This window comes from Azospirillum canadense, assembly GCF_025961225.1.
Classification (GTDB): Bacteria; Pseudomonadota; Alphaproteobacteria; order Azospirillales; family Azospirillaceae; genus Azospirillum; species Azospirillum canadense.
In genome coordinates this window covers 707,719-727,172 of the sequence record NZ_JAOQNG010000002.1, presented here as the reverse complement: position 1 = coordinate 727,172, position 19,454 = coordinate 707,719, and the positions used below count along the sequence as shown (strand labels likewise).

The 19,454-nt window shown below is 70.0% G+C and carries 15 protein-coding genes; 9 read left to right on the top strand and 6 right to left on the bottom strand.

Annotation, left to right across the window (positions count from 1 at the left end; genetic code table 11):
* Positions 1–51: 51 nt before the first annotated feature.
* Both M2351_RS17820 and M2351_RS17815 read right to left on the bottom strand, forming a co-directional pair.
* Positions 52–675, bottom strand: coding sequence for a hypothetical protein (locus tag M2351_RS17820; protein WP_264657462.1), 624 nt, complete (start codon positions 673–675; stop codon positions 52–54).
* Positions 676–683: 8 nt separating this feature from the next.
* The gene (locus M2351_RS17815; protein WP_264657461.1) at positions 684–1,562 is read right to left on the bottom strand and encodes a helix-turn-helix domain-containing protein; all 879 of its coding nucleotides are present in this window, start codon (positions 1,560–1,562) and stop codon (positions 684–686) included.
* A 699-nt stretch (positions 1,563–2,261) separates the two neighbouring features.
* Here M2351_RS17815 and M2351_RS17810 point away from each other — a divergent pair.
* The gene (locus tag M2351_RS17810; protein WP_264657460.1) at positions 2,262–3,482 is read left to right on the top strand and encodes a plasmid replication protein; all 1,221 of its coding nucleotides are present in this window, start codon (positions 2,262–2,264) and stop codon (positions 3,480–3,482) included.
* A 13-nt stretch (positions 3,483–3,495) separates the two neighbouring features.
* Here M2351_RS17810 and M2351_RS17805 read toward each other — a convergent pair whose 3' ends face one another.
* Positions 3,496–4,173 (bottom strand): lysozyme inhibitor LprI family protein, encoded by a 678-nt coding sequence (locus M2351_RS17805; RefSeq protein WP_264657459.1) that lies wholly within the window; start codon positions 4,171–4,173, stop codon positions 3,496–3,498.
* Positions 4,174–4,727: 554 nt separating this feature from the next.
* Between M2351_RS17805 and M2351_RS17800 the strand changes: the two genes are divergently transcribed.
* From M2351_RS17800 to M2351_RS17785, 4 genes are all read left to right on the top strand, one after another.
* On the top strand, positions 4,728–4,904 hold the full coding sequence (locus tag M2351_RS17800) for an RSP_7527 family protein (protein WP_264657458.1): 177 nt from the start codon (positions 4,728–4,730) through the stop codon (positions 4,902–4,904).
* Positions 4,905–5,028: 124 nt separating this feature from the next.
* Entirely contained in the window at positions 5,029–6,297 is a 1,269-nt protein-coding gene (locus M2351_RS17795; protein ID WP_264657457.1) for a glycerate kinase type-2 family protein, read from the top strand.
* Between the two features lie 128 nt (positions 6,298–6,425).
* Entirely contained in the window at positions 6,426–7,478 is a 1,053-nt protein-coding gene (locus M2351_RS17790) for an HD domain-containing phosphohydrolase (RefSeq protein ID WP_264657456.1), read from the top strand.
* 22 nt (positions 7,479–7,500) lie between these two features.
* Positions 7,501–10,899 carry a PAS domain S-box protein gene (locus M2351_RS17785; RefSeq protein WP_264657455.1) on the top strand — a complete coding sequence of 1,133 codons (3,399 nt, stop codon included), beginning with the start codon at positions 7,501–7,503 and terminating at the stop codon, positions 10,897–10,899.
* A gap of 15 nt (positions 10,900–10,914) precedes the next feature.
* On the opposite strand, the gene M2351_RS17780 is transcribed toward M2351_RS17785, so the two are convergent.
* The 3 genes from M2351_RS17780 to M2351_RS17770 are packed head-to-tail and all read right to left on the bottom strand — an operon-like array spanning position 10,915 to position 13,469.
* Positions 10,915–11,703, bottom strand: coding sequence for an ABC transporter permease (locus M2351_RS17780; RefSeq protein WP_264657454.1), 789 nt, complete (start codon positions 11,701–11,703; stop codon positions 10,915–10,917).
* Positions 11,700–12,518, bottom strand: coding sequence for an ABC transporter ATP-binding protein (locus M2351_RS17775; RefSeq protein WP_264657453.1), 819 nt, complete (start codon positions 12,516–12,518; stop codon positions 11,700–11,702). Before M2351_RS17775 ends, M2351_RS17780 begins: the two co-directional genes overlap by 4 nt.
* Before the next feature lie 3 nt (positions 12,519–12,521).
* Complete coding sequence (locus tag M2351_RS17770; RefSeq protein ID WP_264657452.1) at positions 12,522–13,469, bottom strand: ABC transporter substrate-binding protein; 948 nt, start codon at positions 13,467–13,469, stop codon at positions 12,522–12,524.
* Between the two features lie 277 nt (positions 13,470–13,746).
* On the opposite strand from M2351_RS17770, the gene M2351_RS17765 reads away from it, so the two are divergent.
* The 4 genes from M2351_RS17765 to M2351_RS17750 all read left to right on the top strand — a co-directional run bounded on the left by M2351_RS17765 (position 13,747) and on the right by M2351_RS17750 (position 19,421).
* Entirely contained in the window at positions 13,747–14,106 is a 360-nt protein-coding gene (locus M2351_RS17765; RefSeq protein ID WP_264657451.1) for a hypothetical protein, read from the top strand.
* A 68-nt stretch (positions 14,107–14,174) separates the two neighbouring features.
* Positions 14,175–15,056: an oxidoreductase gene (locus M2351_RS17760; protein ID WP_264657450.1), complete on the top strand. Its 882-nt coding sequence runs from the start codon at positions 14,175–14,177 to the stop codon at positions 15,054–15,056.
* A 207-nt stretch (positions 15,057–15,263) separates the two neighbouring features.
* Positions 15,264–18,056, top strand: coding sequence for an ATP-binding protein (locus M2351_RS17755; RefSeq protein WP_264657449.1), 2,793 nt, complete (start codon positions 15,264–15,266; stop codon positions 18,054–18,056).
* 72 nt (positions 18,057–18,128) lie between these two features.
* The gene (locus M2351_RS17750) at positions 18,129–19,421 is read left to right on the top strand and encodes an MFS transporter (protein ID WP_264657448.1); all 1,293 of its coding nucleotides are present in this window, start codon (positions 18,129–18,131) and stop codon (positions 19,419–19,421) included.
* Positions 19,422–19,454 lie beyond the last annotated feature (33 nt).

The following is a 19,454-nucleotide window of genomic DNA, read 5'->3' as shown; positions in this document are numbered from 1 at the left end:
TATGGAGCCATGGCTCGCGCTTTGGCACCGCCTGGACAGTGCGGGCGTCGGTCACCGCATTCTCCGGATGGCCCCGGCCGCCAGCGACTGCACGCGGGTGGAGCGATGATTCCCGCCCGGTTCCGGCGCGCTGGACGCGATGGCGGCCAACCGCGTCGCCAGGGCGCGTTCCTCGGCGCAGGATTCGGCGCACAGGGCCCGCATCTCGGCGATGGACGGCCGCCATTTCCGGGTCCGGCGCCACGTCCGCGCGGCGGTGTCCACGGCCCAGGACGGGAATTCCCCCAAATCCTCCGCCCAGTCGAGCGCGACCAATTGCTCCACCTCCGGCGTCATCCCCTTGGCGGGGTAATGGCTCAGAAGGGCGAGGATCCGCGCCAGCAGATGCTCCGGTGACACCGGTGTCAGGACGGTGGCGGCCAGCTCGTCCAATGCCCGTCGGGCCATTCGGACATGCTGCTCGGTCACGGTCGCGGGCGGGGTCCAGTCCTCGGTCACCCCGTCGAAGCCATCGTCGGTGAAGCGCGTCCGCCGCGCGACGCGGCCGTGGGCCAGAATCTCCTGCAAGGGCGCCGGGAGGGCGGCCGCAAGCATGGCGCAGCGGTCCGCGGCCGGCATGCCGGGATCGAAGGGAAGCGGGGAGCGGGGCGGCAGGGAGGTTACGATCGCGGTCATGCCGATCCTCAACGCCAGGGTTGTTGCGGGCAAGAGGGCCGGCCGGCCGCGTTCAGCCGCGCCGCGGCGGCCATCCAGGCACCAAGCCGTTGCTCCGCCGCCTTTTCCGGACCGCGGGCGGTCTCAGGACGGTTGTTCGCGCCGGATCCGGCCGTGACCGTCGCCAGCGGAGCCTTGCCCGCCGCCACATCCTGCGCCAGCCACGCCTTCCAGGCTGCACCCGCGTCCCGATACCGGTAGCCATGGGCTTGGCAGCGCAACAAGAACCCTTCCACATGCCGGCCGAGGTCGATGTCGGCGAAGCGGCCCCGCGCCCAGGCCAAGTCATCGTTGCTCGGCGTCCAGTCCGCCGGAACGGTCTTAGCGGTCGCGGCCTCGTGCGTGGGGAGCGAGTCCGGAGTCTGTTCGGATTCCGGCTGTTCCTGTCGCACCGGTGAACGGGGGGAGTCGGCGGACGCGACAACGCTGTCGCGTGGCCGCACAGCCTTCCGCGGCGCGGATTCCGGGCCAAAATCCGGGAGGGCCGCGCCGTCGCCGGGAACGAGCCGCAGCCGGTAGAGGCAGGACAGCCGACCGCCGGAGGGGGAGCGGCGCGGCTGCATCTCGATGACCTTGGCTTCGGCCAGCTGGCCCAGGATGCGGTTCACGGTGCTGCGGCTGCGCTTCAGGGCGGTCGCCAGGGTCGCCTGCGACGGCCAGCATTCGCCGCGGGCGTTGGCGTAGGTCGACAGCGCGGCCAGGACGGCGAGCCCGTCGGCGTCGATGTCCGGATGGCCGAGCCACCAAGCCGGGATGCGACCCCAGCGTCCGCCGTCCGTGGGCGGCAGGGGATCGTCGTCCGGCGAATTGATGGGGGGTGGTGCGATAGGATTTGGGGATGCCATCATGCGGTCTCCGCAAGGGAATGGTGCCGGCGGATGGCCGGCATGCTTGCGGGAAAGGATTCCGCGGCGCGTCGCCGCTGCCAAACCGCGGGCAATCGCTCCATAGCCGGTTATGGAGCGCCACCCCGCGCCCTTGAAGCCTTTGCTCGCGCCTTTGGAGCCCGCGGTCGCGCCCCTGGAGCGATAGCCCGCGCTTTGCCCCCGAATCGGAATCCTGGAGTGGCGGCCCGCGCCCTTGGAGCAATAGCTCGCGCCCACCATGGAGCCTTTGCCCGCGCTTTCCCGCGATCGGTCCTCGCGCGGCGCCCCCGCATGGAGCGATAGCCCGCGCTTTGGGGGGCACCCCCCAGGTGCAGCGGCCAACCATGGAGCAACAGCTCGCGCTTTGCGTCAAAACCGCCCGCAGCCCGGCGGCGTGTGGGCAATGGAGCTTTTGCTCGCGCTCTTCCGGATGGCGTGCGCCGTCGGGATGGAGTTCCGACTCGCGGACGCGGTCTCCCCTATGGAGCGATAGCCCGCGCCTTGGATTCGGCGTTGCGGGCGAACGGGTGCGGCCGAAAGCGCGGGCTGTTGCTCCATACCCGCGGGCAAAAGCTCCATACCCGCGGGCCATCGCTCCATATCGTTCGAGGTCACCCGGCACGAAGCTGTTGTAAGTGCCCGCGTCCGGCAGCATGGTCGGTTTCAGGCAAGGAGGACTGGATGAGCAAGGTTGCGACACCGAATGCGTTGCAGTTGGTGCTGTTCGAGCTGGAGGACCGGTCCCAGTCGCATCTGATCGCGCTGTACGATCTGGCGCCGCGCTACGTCTTCGCCTCGCGCGACGGCGGGCGTTCGGCGGAAACGGCGCCGGCGAAGGGCAATTTCGTGGCGTCGATCAAGCGCGAGTTCACCTACCGCGATTCGACCTTCAACCTGACCATCCAGCCCGCCCGTCTGACGCGCGTGGTGAACCGCGACGAGTCCGCCGCCCAGGCCGATGGGCCGACCGAGATCGAGTACGAGGTGTTCCCGGCCGAACGCGAACAGGTCGTGGAGCATGTGGTGCGCCGGCTCGCCATGGACCGCTCGCGCCTGTCGCTCGGCGGCGAGAACCGCGACAAGGTGCAGATGCGCTTCACCTTGTACGAGATCCAGCGCGAGCTGCGGGCCGTGGGCCACACGCTGTCGATCCGCGACATCCGGGAATCGCTAACCATCCTCGCGCGCTCGCGCATCATCATCGCCAAGCCGGGCGACGGCGCCAAGAAGGGCCGCGGGGCCAACCTGCTGGAATCCACCGCCTTCCCGGTGCTGGCGATCCGCTCGCGCCCGGATCTGGTGGGCGACGAGGGCAGCGACGAGGAAACGCACCTTCAGTTCAACCCGCTGGTGTCCTCGGCGATCCGGAACCTGGAGTTCAAGCCGGTCAGCTACCAGTGGCTGATGCGGCTGAAAAGCCCGGTGTCGCGCTGGCTCTACAACCGGTTGAGCGCGGAATACGACTACAGCGGCGCCGACGCTCCCGGCGACCTTGGCGTCAAGGCCATGACGCTGTCCGCCGACGAGATCATCAAGAACAGCGGCATGAACGTGTGGAGCCGGCGCCGCGACACGCTGCGCGCTGTCACCAGCGCGGTCGAGGCCCTGGTCGAGGAAGGCATCCTGACCAGCGCGGAGAAGCTGTACGACAAGATCGGCGCCCGCATCGAGGGCATCACCTACGTCATGCTGCCCAGCGCCAAGTTCCTGGCCCAGGTGCGCAAGGCGCAGGCGGTGGAAAGCGCCAACGTGGCGGCGATGCGGGCGATCACCGGCGACGACCGGCGTCCGAGCGACTTCGTCCCCGTGACGCCCGCCACGACGGTCGAGACGCGCGCGCGCCGGGCGAAGCGCCTGACGGAGACGGCGGCCAGCCTGCTCCGGGTCGCCGGCGGGGATTGATGATCGCGATTCCTCACCCCTTGCGGCGGTAGGGTAGGACGAAGCTCCCGCCCGCACCGCACCAGTTGGTGCTGACGGCTTGGTTGGCGTCGTTGTCCGGGATCTCCAGACCGGATGTTCCGCGGGTTTCAATGACGACTCCGTTGCCGTCCGCGTCGGGCGTGCCGACGGTCAGGCGGCCGTCCCCTTTCACCTGACCGACACCGGAGAAATCGCAGACCCAGCGGCCCGAGGTCGGCTCGGCCCCGCTGATGCTGACGGCCGCCTGACCGTTGCGCAACGGCAGGATCGCCAGCGTCATCACCCCCTTGTATTCGAACACGCCGGCGAAGGCGTCGACGGGGGACGGCGCCCCAGGGGCGGGGTGGAAGCTTAGGACGGCCAAGCGCCGCTCCTGCGCCGTTTTCAGGCAGGCCTGGTCGCCGCCGCAGGCGTTCCGCTCGCCGAGCCAGGCCCGCTGGTCGGCCTTCAATACGGTCTGGGCCTGCCCCTCCTCCGGGCTCGACCCCGACAGCTGGTTCAGCGCGGCGCGGTAGGCGGCCGACAGTTGCTCGTCCAGCTTGGACAGGCCGGGGTCGGCGCAGATGGCCTTTTCGGTCGGCGTGGAGGCCTTTGCGCAGGGGAAACTGGCCGCCTGCGCCAGAGAGGGCGCGGCCAGGAGGGAGAGGACCAGAAGCGTGCAGCCGCGCATGCGCGAACCCCTTTCGTACGGAGCCCGCCATTGTCGGGCTTGAGCGGAACCGGGATCAAAGCTGGCGCGGCAACGGCGTGCGGTCAACGGGGTACTTGTTGACCACCTCAATGGTGCGACTCTTCAAGCATTGTCGCCGGGTTCGATGCTGAATTGGCCCAATGTGCATAACAGCGCTGCGAAGAAGTCCTTTTAACAGCGCTGCGAACTCTTGTCGTCCGATCCATATTTATTCACATGCTGGAAGTTGTTGCGCTGCAACAACGATATGGAAGCCATGCGCTTTCTGCGCGTCGTCTTCGCGCAGACCGGTGCCATCATTCTTAGGCAAACACGGGCCGCTTTGACACGATGCCGCGGGCCCGTCCATCCTCACCCGAAGGATCGTGGACACCATGACGTCGAATCACTCCCTGGCCCGCATCCTCGTCACCGGGGGCTTTGCGCTGGCGTCCCTGATCGCCGCCGCGGCCGGCGCCGCGGTCTGACGCTCCATCCGCCGATCTCTCCCTTTTCCACCGAACCGCGGCCACGACGGCCACCATGAGGACATCATGAACTCCGAACACCTGACCTTCGCGTCCCGCCTGTCCGATTCCGACCTGCAGCGCATCCGCCGCGAGGCCGAGGTCATGCGTGCCGCCTACCTCCGCTCGCTGTTCCGCCGCATCGCGTCGGCCTTCACGCGCCATGACACGCACACCCATGGCGGCCTGACCGCCGCCCGCTGATCGGTTCCGGCGGCACCGCTCTGCGGAAAACCGCCGATCCGGTGGTGGACAACATCGGGGAAATCGCGGACGGTATGGCGCGCCCATCGTTTCAGGGGCGAACCGACCGACGCAGGAGCCTTCGATGAGCCTCGATCCACGCGCGCTGCTGACCGACCTGTTCAACGCCGCGGTCGCATCAGCCCAGCCCGCGCTGTGCATCCCGCCGCACCTGCCGGAGGCGCCGAAAGGCCGCCTTGTGGTGATCGGGGCGGGCAAGGCCTCGGCGGCGATGGCGAAGGCGGTGGAGGACCACTGGCCGGGTGAGCTGTCCGGCCTCGTCGTCACCCGCTACGGTTACGCCGTGCCGTGCGAGCGCATCGAGATCGTCGAGGCCGCCCACCCCGTGCCCGACGCCGCCGGCATGGAAGCGGCCCGCCGCATCAAGGACCTCGTCGGTGGTCTCAGCGCGGATGACACCGTGCTGTGCCTGATCTCCGGCGGCGGCTCCGCCCTGCTGGCCTTGCCGCTGGACGGCATCACGCTAGACGACAAGCAGGCGGTCAACCGCGCCCTGCTGAAGTCCGGCGCGACGATCTCCGAGATGAACTGCGTGCGCCGGCACCTGTCGGCGATCAAAGGCGGCCGGCTCGCCGCCGCCTGCGCCCCGGCGCGCGTGGTCACGCTGCTGATCTCCGACGTGCCCGGCGACAACCCGATGGACATCGCCTCGGGTCCCACCGTCGCCGATCCCACGACCTGCGCCGATGCGCTGGCCATCGTGCAGCGCTATGGCATCGCCCTGCCGGCGCCCGTGCGCGAGGCGCTGGAGAGCGGGCGCGGCGAGAGCGTCAAGCCCGGCGACCCGCGCTTGGCCGGCTGTGAGGTGCGCATGATCGCCACCCCGCAGATGGCGTTGGAGGCTGCGGCCGAGGTGGCGCGCAAGGCGGGCATCCCCGTGCACATCCTGGGCGACAGCCTGGAGGGGGAGGCGCGCGACGTCGGCTCGGTGATGGCCGGCATCGCGCTCCAGGTCGCCCGGCGCGGCCAGCCCTTCACCGCCCCTTGCGTGCTTCTGTCGGGCGGCGAGACCACGGTGACGGTGCGCGGCACCGGGCGCGGTGGTCGGAACGTGGAGTTCCTGCTTGCCCTCGGCATCGGGCTGAACGGCCAGCCGGGCGTGCACGCCATCGCCGGCGACACCGACGGGGTGGATGGGCTGGAGGAGATCGCCGGCGCCTACCTCGCCCCGGACAGCCTGGCCCGCGCCTGGGCGAAGGACATCAAGCCGAAGGACAGCCTTGCCAACAACGACGGGCACGGCTTCTTCGAGGCGCTGGGCGACAGCCTGGTCACCGGCCCCACCCTGACCAACGTCAACGACTTCCGCGCAATCCTGATTCTTCCGTCCTGACGCGTCCGTTCAGGCCCGGCCGGCCGGGAATGTGCAGCGGCACCGAGATTCGACAGTAAAATTTAATAAATTGTCGAATATTGTTGTGTCTGGTCGCGCGTTGCACATCTTGGTCGGCGGAAGCACACATGCAGGTTGTCATAGTCGATGACGATTCCAGCACCCTGTTCATCACGAGCGCGGTGATCCGTCGCATCGACGACGCCGACCCCGTCGGGTTTTCCAACCCGGCCGAGGCGCTGGACTGGCTGGAGCACAACACCCCCGATCTGATCCTGATCGACCAAGTCATGCCCGACCTGGACGGGATGGGCATGCTGAAGCGCATCCGCGGGCAGCGCCACTTGGCGGACGTGCCCGTGGTCATGATCACGGCGGACACCCCCGTGAAGCTTCGGGTTGCGGCGCTGGAAAGCGGCTGCACCGATTTTCTGACCAAGCCCATCGTCGTTCCGGAGCTGCTGGCCCGGGCGCAGAACCTGCTGCGCCTTCGCCTGGGGCAGCGGATGATGACCGACCACACCGCCATGCTCCGCAGCCGCGTGGAGGAGGCGACGGCGCAACTCCGCCAGCAGGCGCAGGAATTGGTCGCCCGGCTCGCCCGCGCCGCGGAGTTCCGCGACCCCGAAACTGGCATGCACATCGAGCGCATGGCCAGCTACACACGCCTGATCGCAGTGCGCCTCGGCCTCGATCTGGAGGAATGTGACCGCCTCGCCCAGGCTGCACCCATGCACGACATCGGCAAGATCGGCATTCCCGACGCCATCCTCCTGAAGGTGGGCAAGCTCAGCCCCAGCGAGTTGGAGGTGATGCGCCAGCACACGGTGATCGGGCACGCCGTCCTGCGCGGCAGCGAGCACCCGTTGATCCAGCTGGCGGCGGAGATTGCGCTCGGCCATCACGAGAAGTTCGACGGCTCGGGCTACCCGAACGGCGTCCGCGGAACGGACATTCCGCTGTCCTGCCGCATCGTGTCCGTCGCCGACGTCTTCGACGCGCTGACCACCGCGCGCCCCTATAAGCGACCCTGGACGCTGGAGGAGGCGCGCGGCCATCTCACCAAGCACAGCGGAACCCATTTCGATCCGGCCTGCGTCGACGCGCTCTTCCAATGCTGGGACGACGTGATCGCGGTCCACCACGCCCACCCCGACCCGGACGACATCGAGGTGGTGTGAGCGCGACGGACGGCCCAAGGCGATGAACAGCGAAACAACCCCTCCCCTCAGCACGCCGGCCGGCGAGCCGGAAACCCGCGCCTACGCGCGCCGGTCGCGGTCGCTGCTCGTCGGGGTCTGGCTGGCGTCGCTGGTCCTGGCGTCGTCGTCCTGGTTCGCCGCCTTCACGCTGGCGAACCGCGACGAGCGCGAGGCAACGCTGCGGGCGCAGCGCGACACGGGCAACCTCGCGCGCATCATCGCGGAGCAGACGACCCGCGCCATCGCCGGCACCGACCGGATCCTCAATTACGTTGCCTACGATCTCCATCGGCTGGGCGGACAGAGCGCGCTGCTGCGCGACGCGTTGAGGAACGCGACCGAGGATTCAGGGCTTCTCCTGCAACTCGCCTACGCCGACGGCCGGGGGGACCTGATCCAGACCAGCGTGGAGGACGCTCCGGCCCGGGTGAACCTGGCCGACCGCGAGCATTTCCGGGTGCACAGGGACGGCACCGTCCAGGGCCTGTTCATCAGCCGCCCGGTGTTCGGCCGGGCGTCGGGCAAATGGTCGATCCAGCTGAGCCGCAAGGTGACCGCGCCCGGCAGCGGCCCGGAGGGCGGGCCGGACGGCGGCTTCGGCGGCATCATCGTCGCGTCGCTCGACCCCTTCTACTTCAGCCGGATCTTCGACGACCTGGACGTCGGCCGCCAGGGCATCGTCGCGATCTTCGGGCAGGACGGCATCCTGCGCGCGCGCAGCGTCATGAACGAGACGATCATCGGGCAGGACGTTTCGGAATCGGCGCTCTTCAAGGCCTCGCGGGCGAGCGCACAGGGGTTCCTGCGCACCGTCAGCACGGTCGATGGGGTGGCGCGACTGTCGAGCTTCCGGCGCCTGGACAGCTACCCGCTGGTGGTGCTGGCCGGCTTCGCCGAAGCGGAGTTCATGGCGGAGACCTGGGCGCGGCAGCGCATCTACGTGGCCGGGGCGAGTGCCGCGACCGCGCTGCTTCTTGCCATGGCGCTGCTGGTGACGTGGCAAAGCCGCGCCCAGGGGCGGGCACACGCCGTGCTGGACGAGACGGCCGGCAAGCTGCGGGCCAGCAAGGCGCGGCTGCGCGACATCGCGGAAACCGCGTCCGACTGGTTCTGGGAGATGGACGCCGCGATGCGCGTCACGGACGTGTCAGGGGACGTGTCAGGGGACGTGTCCGGGGGCGTGTCCGGAGCGCCGGCCGGCTCGATCCGCGATCCCGGCCGCCTGCTGGGGCGCCGTTGCGACGAGATCGCCTTGCGGCAGTCCGGCGACGAGGAGCGCTGGACGGAGTTCCGCCGCAGCCTGGACGAGCACCGTCCCTTCCGCGACTTCGAGTTTGCGGTGCGCGGTCCGGACGGCGCGGTGCGCATCTGGTCGATGAGCGGCAAGCCGGTCCTGGGCGACGACGGCGGCTTCGCCGGCTACCGCGGGTCGGGCGCCGACGTCACCGAACGGCGCCGGGCGGAGCGGTCGCTGGCCGACAGCGAGCAGCGCTATCGCGCAATGTTCGCGGCCGTCGGCCAGCCGATCGTCGTCACCGACCAGAGGGCGGTCATCACCGGCTTCAACCCCGCCGCCGAGGCGCTGTTCGGCTATCGCGAGGGCGAGGTTGTCGGCCGGAACGTCACGGTCCTGATGCCGGAGACCCAGGCCTTCGCGCACGACGGGCTGTTCCAGGGCTACCGCGCCAGCGGCCGCGCGCAGCCGATCAGCACGATCCGCGAGGTGTCGATCCGTCACGCCGACGGCACCTTCATTCCCACGGAAATCGCCCTGTCGAGCTGGCGGACCGGCGGGGCGGAGCAGTTCATCGGCGTGTTCCGCGATGTCAGCAAGGCCAAGCAGATCGAGGGTGACCTGCGGCAGGCACGCGACAGCGCCGAACACGCCAACCGCATGAAGAGCGAGTTCCTGGCCACCATCAGCCACGAAATCCGCACGCCCATGAACGGCGTCCTGGGCACGCTGCTCCTGCTCGGCGGCGGCGAGTTGGGTGCGGAGGAGCGGCGGCTGGCCGGCATCGCCCGGCAGTCGGCGGAGAGCCTGCTGCGCCTGCTCGACGACATCCTGGACTTCTCCAAGCTGGAGGCGGGCAAGATCGCCATCGAGGAGGAAACCTGCGCGCCGTCTCGCATCGCCGAGGCGGTGGTCGACGTCTTCAAGCCGAAGGCCGACGAGAAGGGCTTGGTTCTGTCCTGCCGGATGCTGCCCTCCGTGCCGGACGCGGTGGTCACCGATCCGGCGCGGCTGCGGCAGATCCTGTTCAACCTCGTCGGCAACGCCATCAAGTTCACCAGCGCCGGCCACGTCGCCATCCGCGCCCGCCGGGGCCGAGATCTGGACGGGGACCGGCCGGACGGCCGCTTCCTCCTGGAGTTCGAGGTCGAGGACACCGGCATCGGCATCCGGCCGGAAGCCCTGCCCCACATGTTCGACCGCTTCACGCAGGCCGACAGCTCCATCACCCGCCGCTACGGCGGAACCGGCCTGGGGCTGGCCATCTGCAAGGAGCTGTGCGGTCTGCTTGGCGGCGACATCGACGTGGCCAGCGCGCCCGGCCGCGGCAGCCTGTTCCGCTTCTCCATCGCCTGCCTGCCCGGGGAGGCGGCTGATCTGCGTCTGGAAAGCGACGGCATGGACGCCGTCGTTCTTCCCCAACTGGCGCTGCCGTGCCTGCGCGTGCTGGCGGTGGACGACAACCCCGTGAACCGCGACATTGTCCGCGCCATGCTGGAGCGTGCCGGCCACAGCGTGGTCACCGCGACCGATGGGGCGGAAGCCGTCCAGATCGCCGGGCGCGAGCCGTTCGACCTCGTCCTGATGGACATCCAGATGCCGGGCATGGACGGTCTGACCGCCACGCGCCTGATCCGCAACCTGCCCGCCCCCGCCCGGCGCGTCCCGGTGATCGCGCTGACCGCGCACGCCTCCGGCAGCTCGCGTCCGGAGTGCGAGGACGCGGGCATGAACGGCTTCGTCTCCAAGCCGATCCGCCCGGCCGCCCTGTTCGAGGAAATCGCGGCCGTCCTGGGTGAGCGTGCGCCTGACGAAGGCAGCGAAACCGCGCCGATCGCTGACGCGGCGGACAACCTGCTGGACCGGGAGCAGGTGGACAGCGTCCGCGACGCCCTGGGGCCGGAGGACTGGAGCCGCGCGCTCGACGGCTTCGTCCGCACCGCGGGCGAGCATGTGGGGCAGATCGCCGACGCGCTGGAGGCCGGCGAGGAATGCCGGCGCGCCGCCCACACCCTGAAGGGGCTGGCCTGGAACGTCGGGGCCAAGCGGTTGGGCGACCTCGCCCTGGCCGTGGAGAGGGCCTCGCCGGACGAGGCACGCGCCCTGGTCCCGGACCTGCGCCGCACGCTCGCCGCCACGATCGAGATCCTTACCGTTCCGTCCTGACGGGCGGTGTCGCGGTCACGCCCCGCGCGGCACGACCAGCCGGCGCAGCAGGGCGACGCCGGCGTGGAGCGCCAGCCCCAGCAGGCACAGATGCAGGACGATGGCGAACATCTGCGCCGTCTCGAAGGAATTGATCCGGCTGACGAGCAGGTAGCCGAGGCCGGAACTTCCCGAAACGAACTCCGCAACGACGGTGCCGACCAGCGCCAGGACGATGCCGACCTCGAAGCCGGTGAAAATGAACGGCAAGGCGTAGGGGATTTCCAGGCGGCGGAGCCGCTGGAGGCAGGTGGCGTCGAAGGAGGACATGATGTCGTGGAAGCCGTCCGGCACCGACCGGATGCCCAGAAGCGTGTTCATCATGATCGGGTAGAAGGGCAGGATGGCGGCGGTCAGCACCTTCGGGCCAGGGCCGAAGCCCATCCAGACGACGAACAGCGGGATCAGGGCGACCTTCGGGAACACCTGGAAGGCGACGACGAAGGGCTTCGCGATCCGCTCCAGCGTCTTGGACAGGGACAGCAGGATCCCCGCGCTCACGCCGAAAACGGCGGCCAGAAGGAAGCCGGCGATCGTGGCGGCGGCGGTCATGCCGGTGTGGCCCCAGGCGCGTGCGTCGCGGAGAAGGGCGATCCACTCGCCCAGGACCGGCCGGGGTGCGGGAAGAATGAAGGGAGAGACGTTCCGGGCGGCGACGAACGCGTCCCACCCCAGGACCGCGAGGGCGAGCAGGCAGGGCGTGGCGACCCATGGCGACCGCAAGGCCGTCCACAGCGAAACCTTCCGGTCGGGCGCCGCGGTCATGCCCGCTCCATCAGGGCGGACAGGCGCTCATGCAGGCCGCGCACGGTGTCCTGGAAGGGCTGGGTGAAGACGAGGCCCGGCGCGCGCGGCCGTGGGAACGGCACCTCGACGATCCGGTCGATGCGCCCCGGCCCCGGCGTGAACAGCACGATCCGGTCGGCCAGGAACACGGCCTCCGCGATGGAATGGGTGACGAGAAGCATGGTCTTGCGCGACCGCAGCCAGAGGGCCTGAAGCTCCAGGTTCAGCGCTTCGCGCGAAATCGCGTCCAGCGCGCCGAAAGGCTCGTCCATCAGCAGGATGTCGGGATCGTAGGACAGCGCCCGCGCGATGGCGGCGCGCTGGCGCATGCCGCCCGATATCTCATGCGGCAGTTTTGCCGCGATGTCCGCGGCGCCGACCAGCGCCAGCATCGCCCGCGCGACGGGCGCCCGTTCCCGCCGGGGCAGGTGTCCGCGCAAACTCAGCGGCACCAGCACGTTCTGCTCGATGGTGAGCCACGGGAACAGGCAGGCGTCCTGGAAGACGAGGCCCAGCCGGCGCAGAAGCTCCTTCCGGCAGCGGCCGTCCTCCCACAGGGGTTGCCCGGACATCAGGATGCGCCCCGACGTCGGCTCCAGCAGGCCGGCGATCATGCGCAGCAGAGTGGTCTTGCCGCAGCCGGACGGGCCGAGGAAGACGACGAACTCACCATCCCGGATCGTCAGGCTGCTGGGCAGAAGGGCGCTGGACGCCGCCTGCCCGGCGTCGAAGGTCTTCGCGACCTCCTCAAGGACGATCGGGGCGTGGTCCGGGTCGGCCAAGGTCGGGGGCATGGCTCAGGCGGCGTCGACGAACTGGTTCGTGTAGAGGTCCGACGGCGCGAGCCCGCGCGGCACCATGCCGGACGACGCCATCAGGTCGTAGGCGCTCTGCCAGCGCCGCGGGACGTTGCGCAGCAGTGTGTCGCGGCCGTCGATCGTCAGGAGCTTGATGTTCTCGGCGTAGATCGCCGCGGCGAGGTCGTGGTTCCGCGCTTCGGCGATGTCGAACCGCTCCAGCGCCTTCAGGGCGTCGGCGACGGCGACCTTCCCGTCGATCAGGTCGCTGAGCGCCGTGCGAACCGCGGTGATGAAGCTGCGGATGACCGGCCCGTTCCGCTCCACCGCGTCGCGCTTGGCCGTGTAGCAGAAGCCCGGGGTCGGGGCGACCTCGTCCGTGTTCCAGGCGTGGACGGGCTGGCCGGTCAGGCGGAGCGCCACCGCGACGCTGGTCGTCACGAAATAGGCGTCGATCCGCCCCTGCCCGATCAGCTCGACGCCCGCGGGCGAATTGCCGACGACGACCCGCCGCACGCTCCGCCGGTCGATGCCCTGGTCGACCAGCATGATGTCCAGCATGGTTTCCGTCGTGCCGCCGACCGACTGGATGCCGATGGTTTTGTCCTGCATGTCGCGGGGCGAGCGGATGGGCTTGTCCCGCCCACTCACCACGAACCAGGGGGAGGCCTGCTGCACCGTGCCGAACGCCACGAGGTCCTTGCCGATGGGCAGGGCGCTGGCCTTGATGTGGTCCACCGCGCCGATCCGGGCGACCAGGGCGTTGCCCGCCACGACCTGCTGCAGCGCCATGGCGGAGCCGCGCCCTTCCTCGATGGAAACCCGCAGGCCTTCCCGTTCGAAATAGCCGCCCGCCTGCGCGAAAAGGACTTCGATGAAGGCCAGGATGAATTGAGAAGGAAGAACGATGGACAGGGCCGACTGTTCGCCAGCACCCAGAGGTTTCACTGTTGCAAGAAGCATCCCCGACGCGGCGGTTGCAAGAATATCGCGCCTTCTCAATTGCATAGATGCTTCCATGGGACGTAGGACAGGCATGGGCGGGCGCTTCATTGTTCCATTAGAAACCGGCGGGGTGCAAGGCGCTTGCTCGCTTCCAGCCTTGGCCCGCCAAACGGGCGCGCCGCCTTGCGGCCTTGCCGAGGTCTTTACAACGATTTACTCGCCCTTCACCGGCGGGCCGGCCACAGTGTCCCCGGAACGAACGCAGACAGGAGCAGGGACCATGGCTCAGCTTTCCATGATCGATGAGGGGCGGGTGTCCTTCGTGTCACGCCGGCAATGGTCGGAAGCGGCGGCCCTGGCGTTGCAACTGGACACCTCGGACGGAGGCGAGGGCGAGGTTGATGCCTGCGTGAAGGCCCTGGCCAACGCCATCACCGCCATCAAGGTGGCCACGGAAGCCAAGCGCCGGTGGGTGAAAAACCAAGGCACGGGCTGCGCCGAGGCCGTGAAGATGCAAACCCTGATCATGAACGAGATCGTCCGCGCCGACCGGACCTCCCGCCGGATCATGGAACTGGTCGCGGCGGCGGAGGGCAAGGTCAAGGGTGTCAAGCCGCAAGGCCTGTACCGGTATGGCTGAACGGTCCGTCCTGTCGCAACGCCGCCCCGTCGGCGGCCAACCCACACCATGCCGGTGAGGATGCCGGAATGGAGAAGCTGTTTCTCCCCATCAACATCGGCGCCCTGGAACTGGCCCACCGGGTCGTGATGCCCGGCGTAGTCGACCACCGGCGCGCCCGCGACGCCGATCCCGAAGACTGCATCCGGCGCGCCGCGCCCGGCGGGCTGGTCGTCACGCCGCCCGTGCCGGTGTCACTTGGCGCGACGCGGCCGCCGTTCCACCGAGGCTTCGACGATGCGGGAACGTCCAAGGCGTGGGCCGGCGCAGTCCGGGCGGCGCAGCGCAAGCATGTGAGGGTCGTGGCGCGGCTTTGGCATCCCGGCACCAGGGAGGACACGCCCGCGGCGCTTGACGCGTCTGCGATCGACGCGGTCATCGACGACTACCGGCGCGCCGCCGAACAGGCCCGGCGGCTGGGCTTCGACGGGGTGGAGTTGGACGCGGCCGACGGGGCGCTCCCCGACCAGTTCCTGCAGGACGGGACGAACCGGCGCGGGGACCGGTACGGCGGGTCCATCCAGAACCGGCTGAACTTCCTGTGCGAACTGGTGGAGGCGCTGGTCGGCGTCTGGACCGCGGAGCGGGTCGGGGTCCGCCTGTCGCCGTTCGGCGCGTTCCGCGGCATGTCGGACAGCGACCCCGTCGCGCTGTTCACGGCCGCCCTGTCCACGCTCGGCGGCCAGGAGCTGTCCTTCGTGCATCTGGTCCGCACCGCCGCCGATGGGGCGCCGCTCGGCCACCTGCCCTACGACGAGCCCGGCTGCGCGGCCCGCATCCGCGCGGCCTTCCCATCCGCGATCATCGCGTCCGGGGACTTCACGCGCGCCGGCGCCGTCGATCTCGTCCGCAGCCGGTGGGCCGACGCCATCGGGGTGGAGTCCGGCACGCTGGACCGGGAGGGCCGCTGACCGGACACTGTCCAAGCCTGCGCTCACGGCGAGTTGACCGACGGCACGGCCCGCCTATGCTAGCCTGCGCGTCGCGAAACAAAAGCGTTCGGGAAAATGGCGTTCGTCGGTTCCGGTCCTGGTCCTTTCCTGCTGTTCGTCCTGAAGGAGTTGTGTGGCGGCCGTTCCGGCCCAACAGGGCAACCGTCCCTATCGTAGGTGCTCGCCATGGCGCAGGACGAGGTTGCCTTCGGTCCCTTCACCCACTCCGCGGCGCGCGGGCTGGTGAAGGACGGCAAGGCCGTGAAGCTGGGGAGCCGCTCCCTCGCCATCCTGGCCGTCCTCCTCGAACGGCCCGGGGACGTGGTCGGCAACCGGGACATCATGGCCCGCGTCTGGCCCGGCCTGTTCGTCGAGGAGGCGAACATCCGCGTCCACATCGGGACGCTGCGCAAGGCGCTGGGCAAGAACGGCATCGGTACCGACTACATCGAAAACGTGCCGGCGCAGGGCTACCGCTTCGTCGGGACCGTCCGCAGCGCGGCCGATGATGCCGACGACCGCCCGCCCCTGTCCCCGTCCCTGGCCCCGCCGCAAAGCTCTCCCCAACCCCTTCCACGAAACATCGACCGGCTGATCGGCCGCGAGCAGGCCATCGACGACATCGCGCGCAAGGTGGTGGAGAAGAGCTTCGTCACCGTCACCGGCGTCGGCGGCATCGGGAAGACCAGCCTCGCCGTGGAGGTCGCGCGGCTGTCCGCGGGCGGTTACCGGGACGGCGCCTTCTTCGTCGACCTCAGCACCCTGTCGGAGCCGGCGCTGCTGTGCGCCAACATCGCCCAGGCGCTGAAGCTGCCCGGCATCGGCAAGGCGTCCATGGACGGGTTCCTGGCGGCGATCAAGGGTCTGAACGCGCTGGTCGTGCTGGACAACTGCGAACACCTCATCGACGACGTCGCCCTGCTCGTGGAAGGGATCCTGACGACCGCGCCGGACGTCCACCTGCTCGTCACCAGCCGTGAAATCCTGCGCGCGCAGGGGGAGTGGGTATACCGCCTGCCGCCCCTGGCGGCGCCGTCGGAGCAGGACCGTGCGCCGACCGCGGAGCAGGCGATGCGCTATTCGGCCGTGGAGCTGTTCGTGGAGCGCGTCTCGTCCAACGACGAGCTGTTCCGCCTGACGGACGCCGACGCGCCGGTCGTCGCGGCGCTCTGCCGCCACCTCGACGGGGTGCCGCTCGCGCTGGAGCTGGCGGCGGCGCGGGTGCCGCTTCTGGGCATCCACGGGCTGGCGGCCAGCCTCGACCGGGTCTTCGACGTGCTGCGCGGCGGCCGGCGGACCGCGCTCCAACGCCATCAGACGTTGCGCGCGACCCTGGAGTGGAGCCACCGCCTGCTGGACGAGCGCGAACGCGTGGTCCTGCACCGGCTGTCGGGCATCCGTGGCTCCTTCACGCGCGACCTCGCCATCGGCGTGGCCGCGTTCGGCGCGGTGTCCGCGGACGAAGTGGTCGAGGGCATCGCGGAGCTTGCCAAGAAATCCCTGGTGTCGGTCGAGCATCGGGAGCAGACCGTCCAGTTCCGCCTTCTGGAAACCACCCGCCAGTACGCCGCCGAACGGCTGCGGGACAGCGGGGAGACGGACACGGTCTGCCGCAACCTGGCCCTTCAGCTGTGCCGCATGCTGACCGATTCCCAGTCGACCAGCACGGCGGCCTGGAACGGCGTGTATGGTGGCCGGATCGACGACCTGCGCAGCGCGCTGGAATGGTCGCTGTCGCCCTCCGGCGACCTGCCCACGGCCATCGCGCTGACCATCGATTCGGCACCGATGTGGTTCCAGCTGTCGCTGACGGACGAGTTCCGGCTGCGCGCGGAAAAGGTCCTGAACGCCATCCGGCAACAGTCCCGGCCCGACCTCCGGTCGGAGATGGCGATCACCGCTCACCTCGGCCCCGCGCTGTGGAACTCGCAAGGCCCGACGCGGGAGGTCAGGGACATCCTGTCGCGCGGCCTTGCGCTGTCGCGGCAGCTCGGCGACGTCGGCTACCAGCGCCGCGCCCTGTGGGGGCTGTGGCTGTACCATCTGGCGCTGGAGGAGGATCAGGACGCCCTGGGCGCCGCCGACCGCTTCGGGACGCTGCTGGGCGACCCCGTCGACCCCGGCGCGGAATCCATGCACCAGCGCATGATGACGCTTGGCCTGCTTACGGTCGGGGAGTTCGACCGGGCGCGCTCCTTCGCCGAACAGTGCCTCAGAGCGCCGGCCCCGACCCGGGGGTCGAGCCTGCGCGGCTACCAGTTCGAACAGCGGATCGTCTCCCTCACCCACCTCGCGCGGATTTCCTGGATCCAGGGACAGCCGGAGCAGGCGCGGCAGGCCATGGAGGAGGCGATGGAGCAGGCGCTCGCCTCCGGCCACGTGCTGTCACTGTGCTTCGCCCTGTCACTCGGCGCCTGCCCGGTCGCCTTCTGGCTCGGCGACCACGACCGCGCGGCGCGCTACGCCGACATGCTGGTGGAAAAGACCAGCGAAGGAGCGCTGTTCGTCTGGCGCACCTACGGCCTGTGCTTCCAGCTGGCGCTGGAGGCCCGGACGGCCTCCGACGGCGAGCTGGCGTCGCTTCGCCGCTCGTCCCGCTTCGCCGAGGTGCACCGGAACCGGCGCATCCGGATGCTGGCGACCGTGGCGCCGCGCCTGATCCCGCCGGACATCCTGGCGGAGGCGAACGCCGGCCCGCGGAACTGGGCGACGGCGGAACTGCTCCGGCTGAAGGCGGAGGCCACGCCGGACCGGGAGGAGGCCGACGACCTGCTCCGTCAGTCCATGGACGTCGCCCTGGAACAGCGCGCCACGTCCTGGAGCCTGCGGACAGCCGTGAGCATGGCCCGGCGCCGCATCGCCGACGGGCGCCCCCGCGACGCTGCGGCCGTGCTCCTGCCCGTCTACCAGCGCTTCACCGACGGGCACGATACCCCCGACCTCAGGGCGGCCGCCGCCTTGCTCGACAGCATTGCGTAACGCGCCGGGAGCCATGTCCGGGGCATACCACCAACGCTTCCACCGGCGGGCCGGGCATCTCCGGTAGCCTTGATGCAAACCGAAGAACAGGCCAAGCGGGAGGAGATCGTCATGGCAAGCCGCGCCGCGCGCCTGTCCGGCGACCACGCCGCGTTCGCCGGGCGGACAAAGCGGCGGTCCATCGCCGCGCTGGCCGTCGCCCAGGTCCTGGCGCTCAGCCTGTGGTTCTCCGGAACGGCGGTGGTTCCGGCCCTGCGCGCCGAGGTGGGCTTGAGCGATTTCCAGGCCGCCGTCTTCACCAGCGCCGTGCAGATCGGCTTTGTCGTGGGAACCCTGGCTAGCGCGGTCCTGGGGCTGGCCGACCGGTTCGACCCCCGCCGCTTCTTCATGGCGTCGGCGCTGGTGGCCGGCGCCGCCAACGCCGCGCTGCTGGCCGTCGACCCGGCCGGCCCGGCAGCACCGGCGCTGCGCTTCGTGACGGGGGCCTGCATGGCCGGCATCTACCCCGTCGGCATGAAAATCGCCGCGAGCTGGGCGCGCGGCGACCTCGGCCTGCTGGTCGGGCTGCTGGTCGGGGCCTTGTCGGTCGGCTCCGCCTCGCCGCACCTGATCGGCGCCTTCGGCGGCGTGGACTGGCGGGCGACCATCGCGCTCGCCTCGCTGATGGCCGGGCTGTCGGCCCTGGTCATGGCCACCGTCGCCGTCGGGCCGAACACCGCGGCCCCGCGCCGCTTCGCGCTTGGAACGGCGCTGCGCGTGTGGAGCGTGCCGAGCCTGCGCCTGGTCAACCTCGGCTATCTCGGCCACATGTGGGAACTCTACGCGCTCTGGACCTGGGTGGCGGTCTTCCTCCAGGCGAGCTTCGCGCAGAGCCTGCCGCCCGCCGACGCCGCCTTCTGGGCCCGCTGCACGACCTTTGCCGTGATCGCCCTGGGTGGTGCGGGCTGTATCCTCGGCGGGCTGGCGGCCGACCGCATCGGGCGCACCGCGGTCACGGCCGCCGCGCTGGCGGTCAGCGGCACCTGCGCGCTCCTGGCCGGCTTCACCTTCGGCGCGGCCCCGGCGCTGACCGCCGCCCTGTGCATCGTCTGGGGGGTGAGCGCCGTCGCCGACTCCCCCCAGTTCTCCGCCGCGGCCGCCGAGTTGTCGGAGCCGCAGCAGATCGGCACGGTGCTGACCGCGCAGACCTGCGGCGGCTTCACCCTGACGCTGCTGTCCATCCATCTGCTGCCCGAACTTGCCGGGGCGGTGGGGTGGAGCGTCGCCCCGGCCGTCCTGGCGCTCGGTCCCCTGGTCGGGATCTGGGCCATGTTGGCCCTGCGCCGCCGACCGGACGCATTGCGGCTGGCGGGTGGGCGGCGTTGACGGACGCGTGCCTGACGATGGCGGAGCCGACCC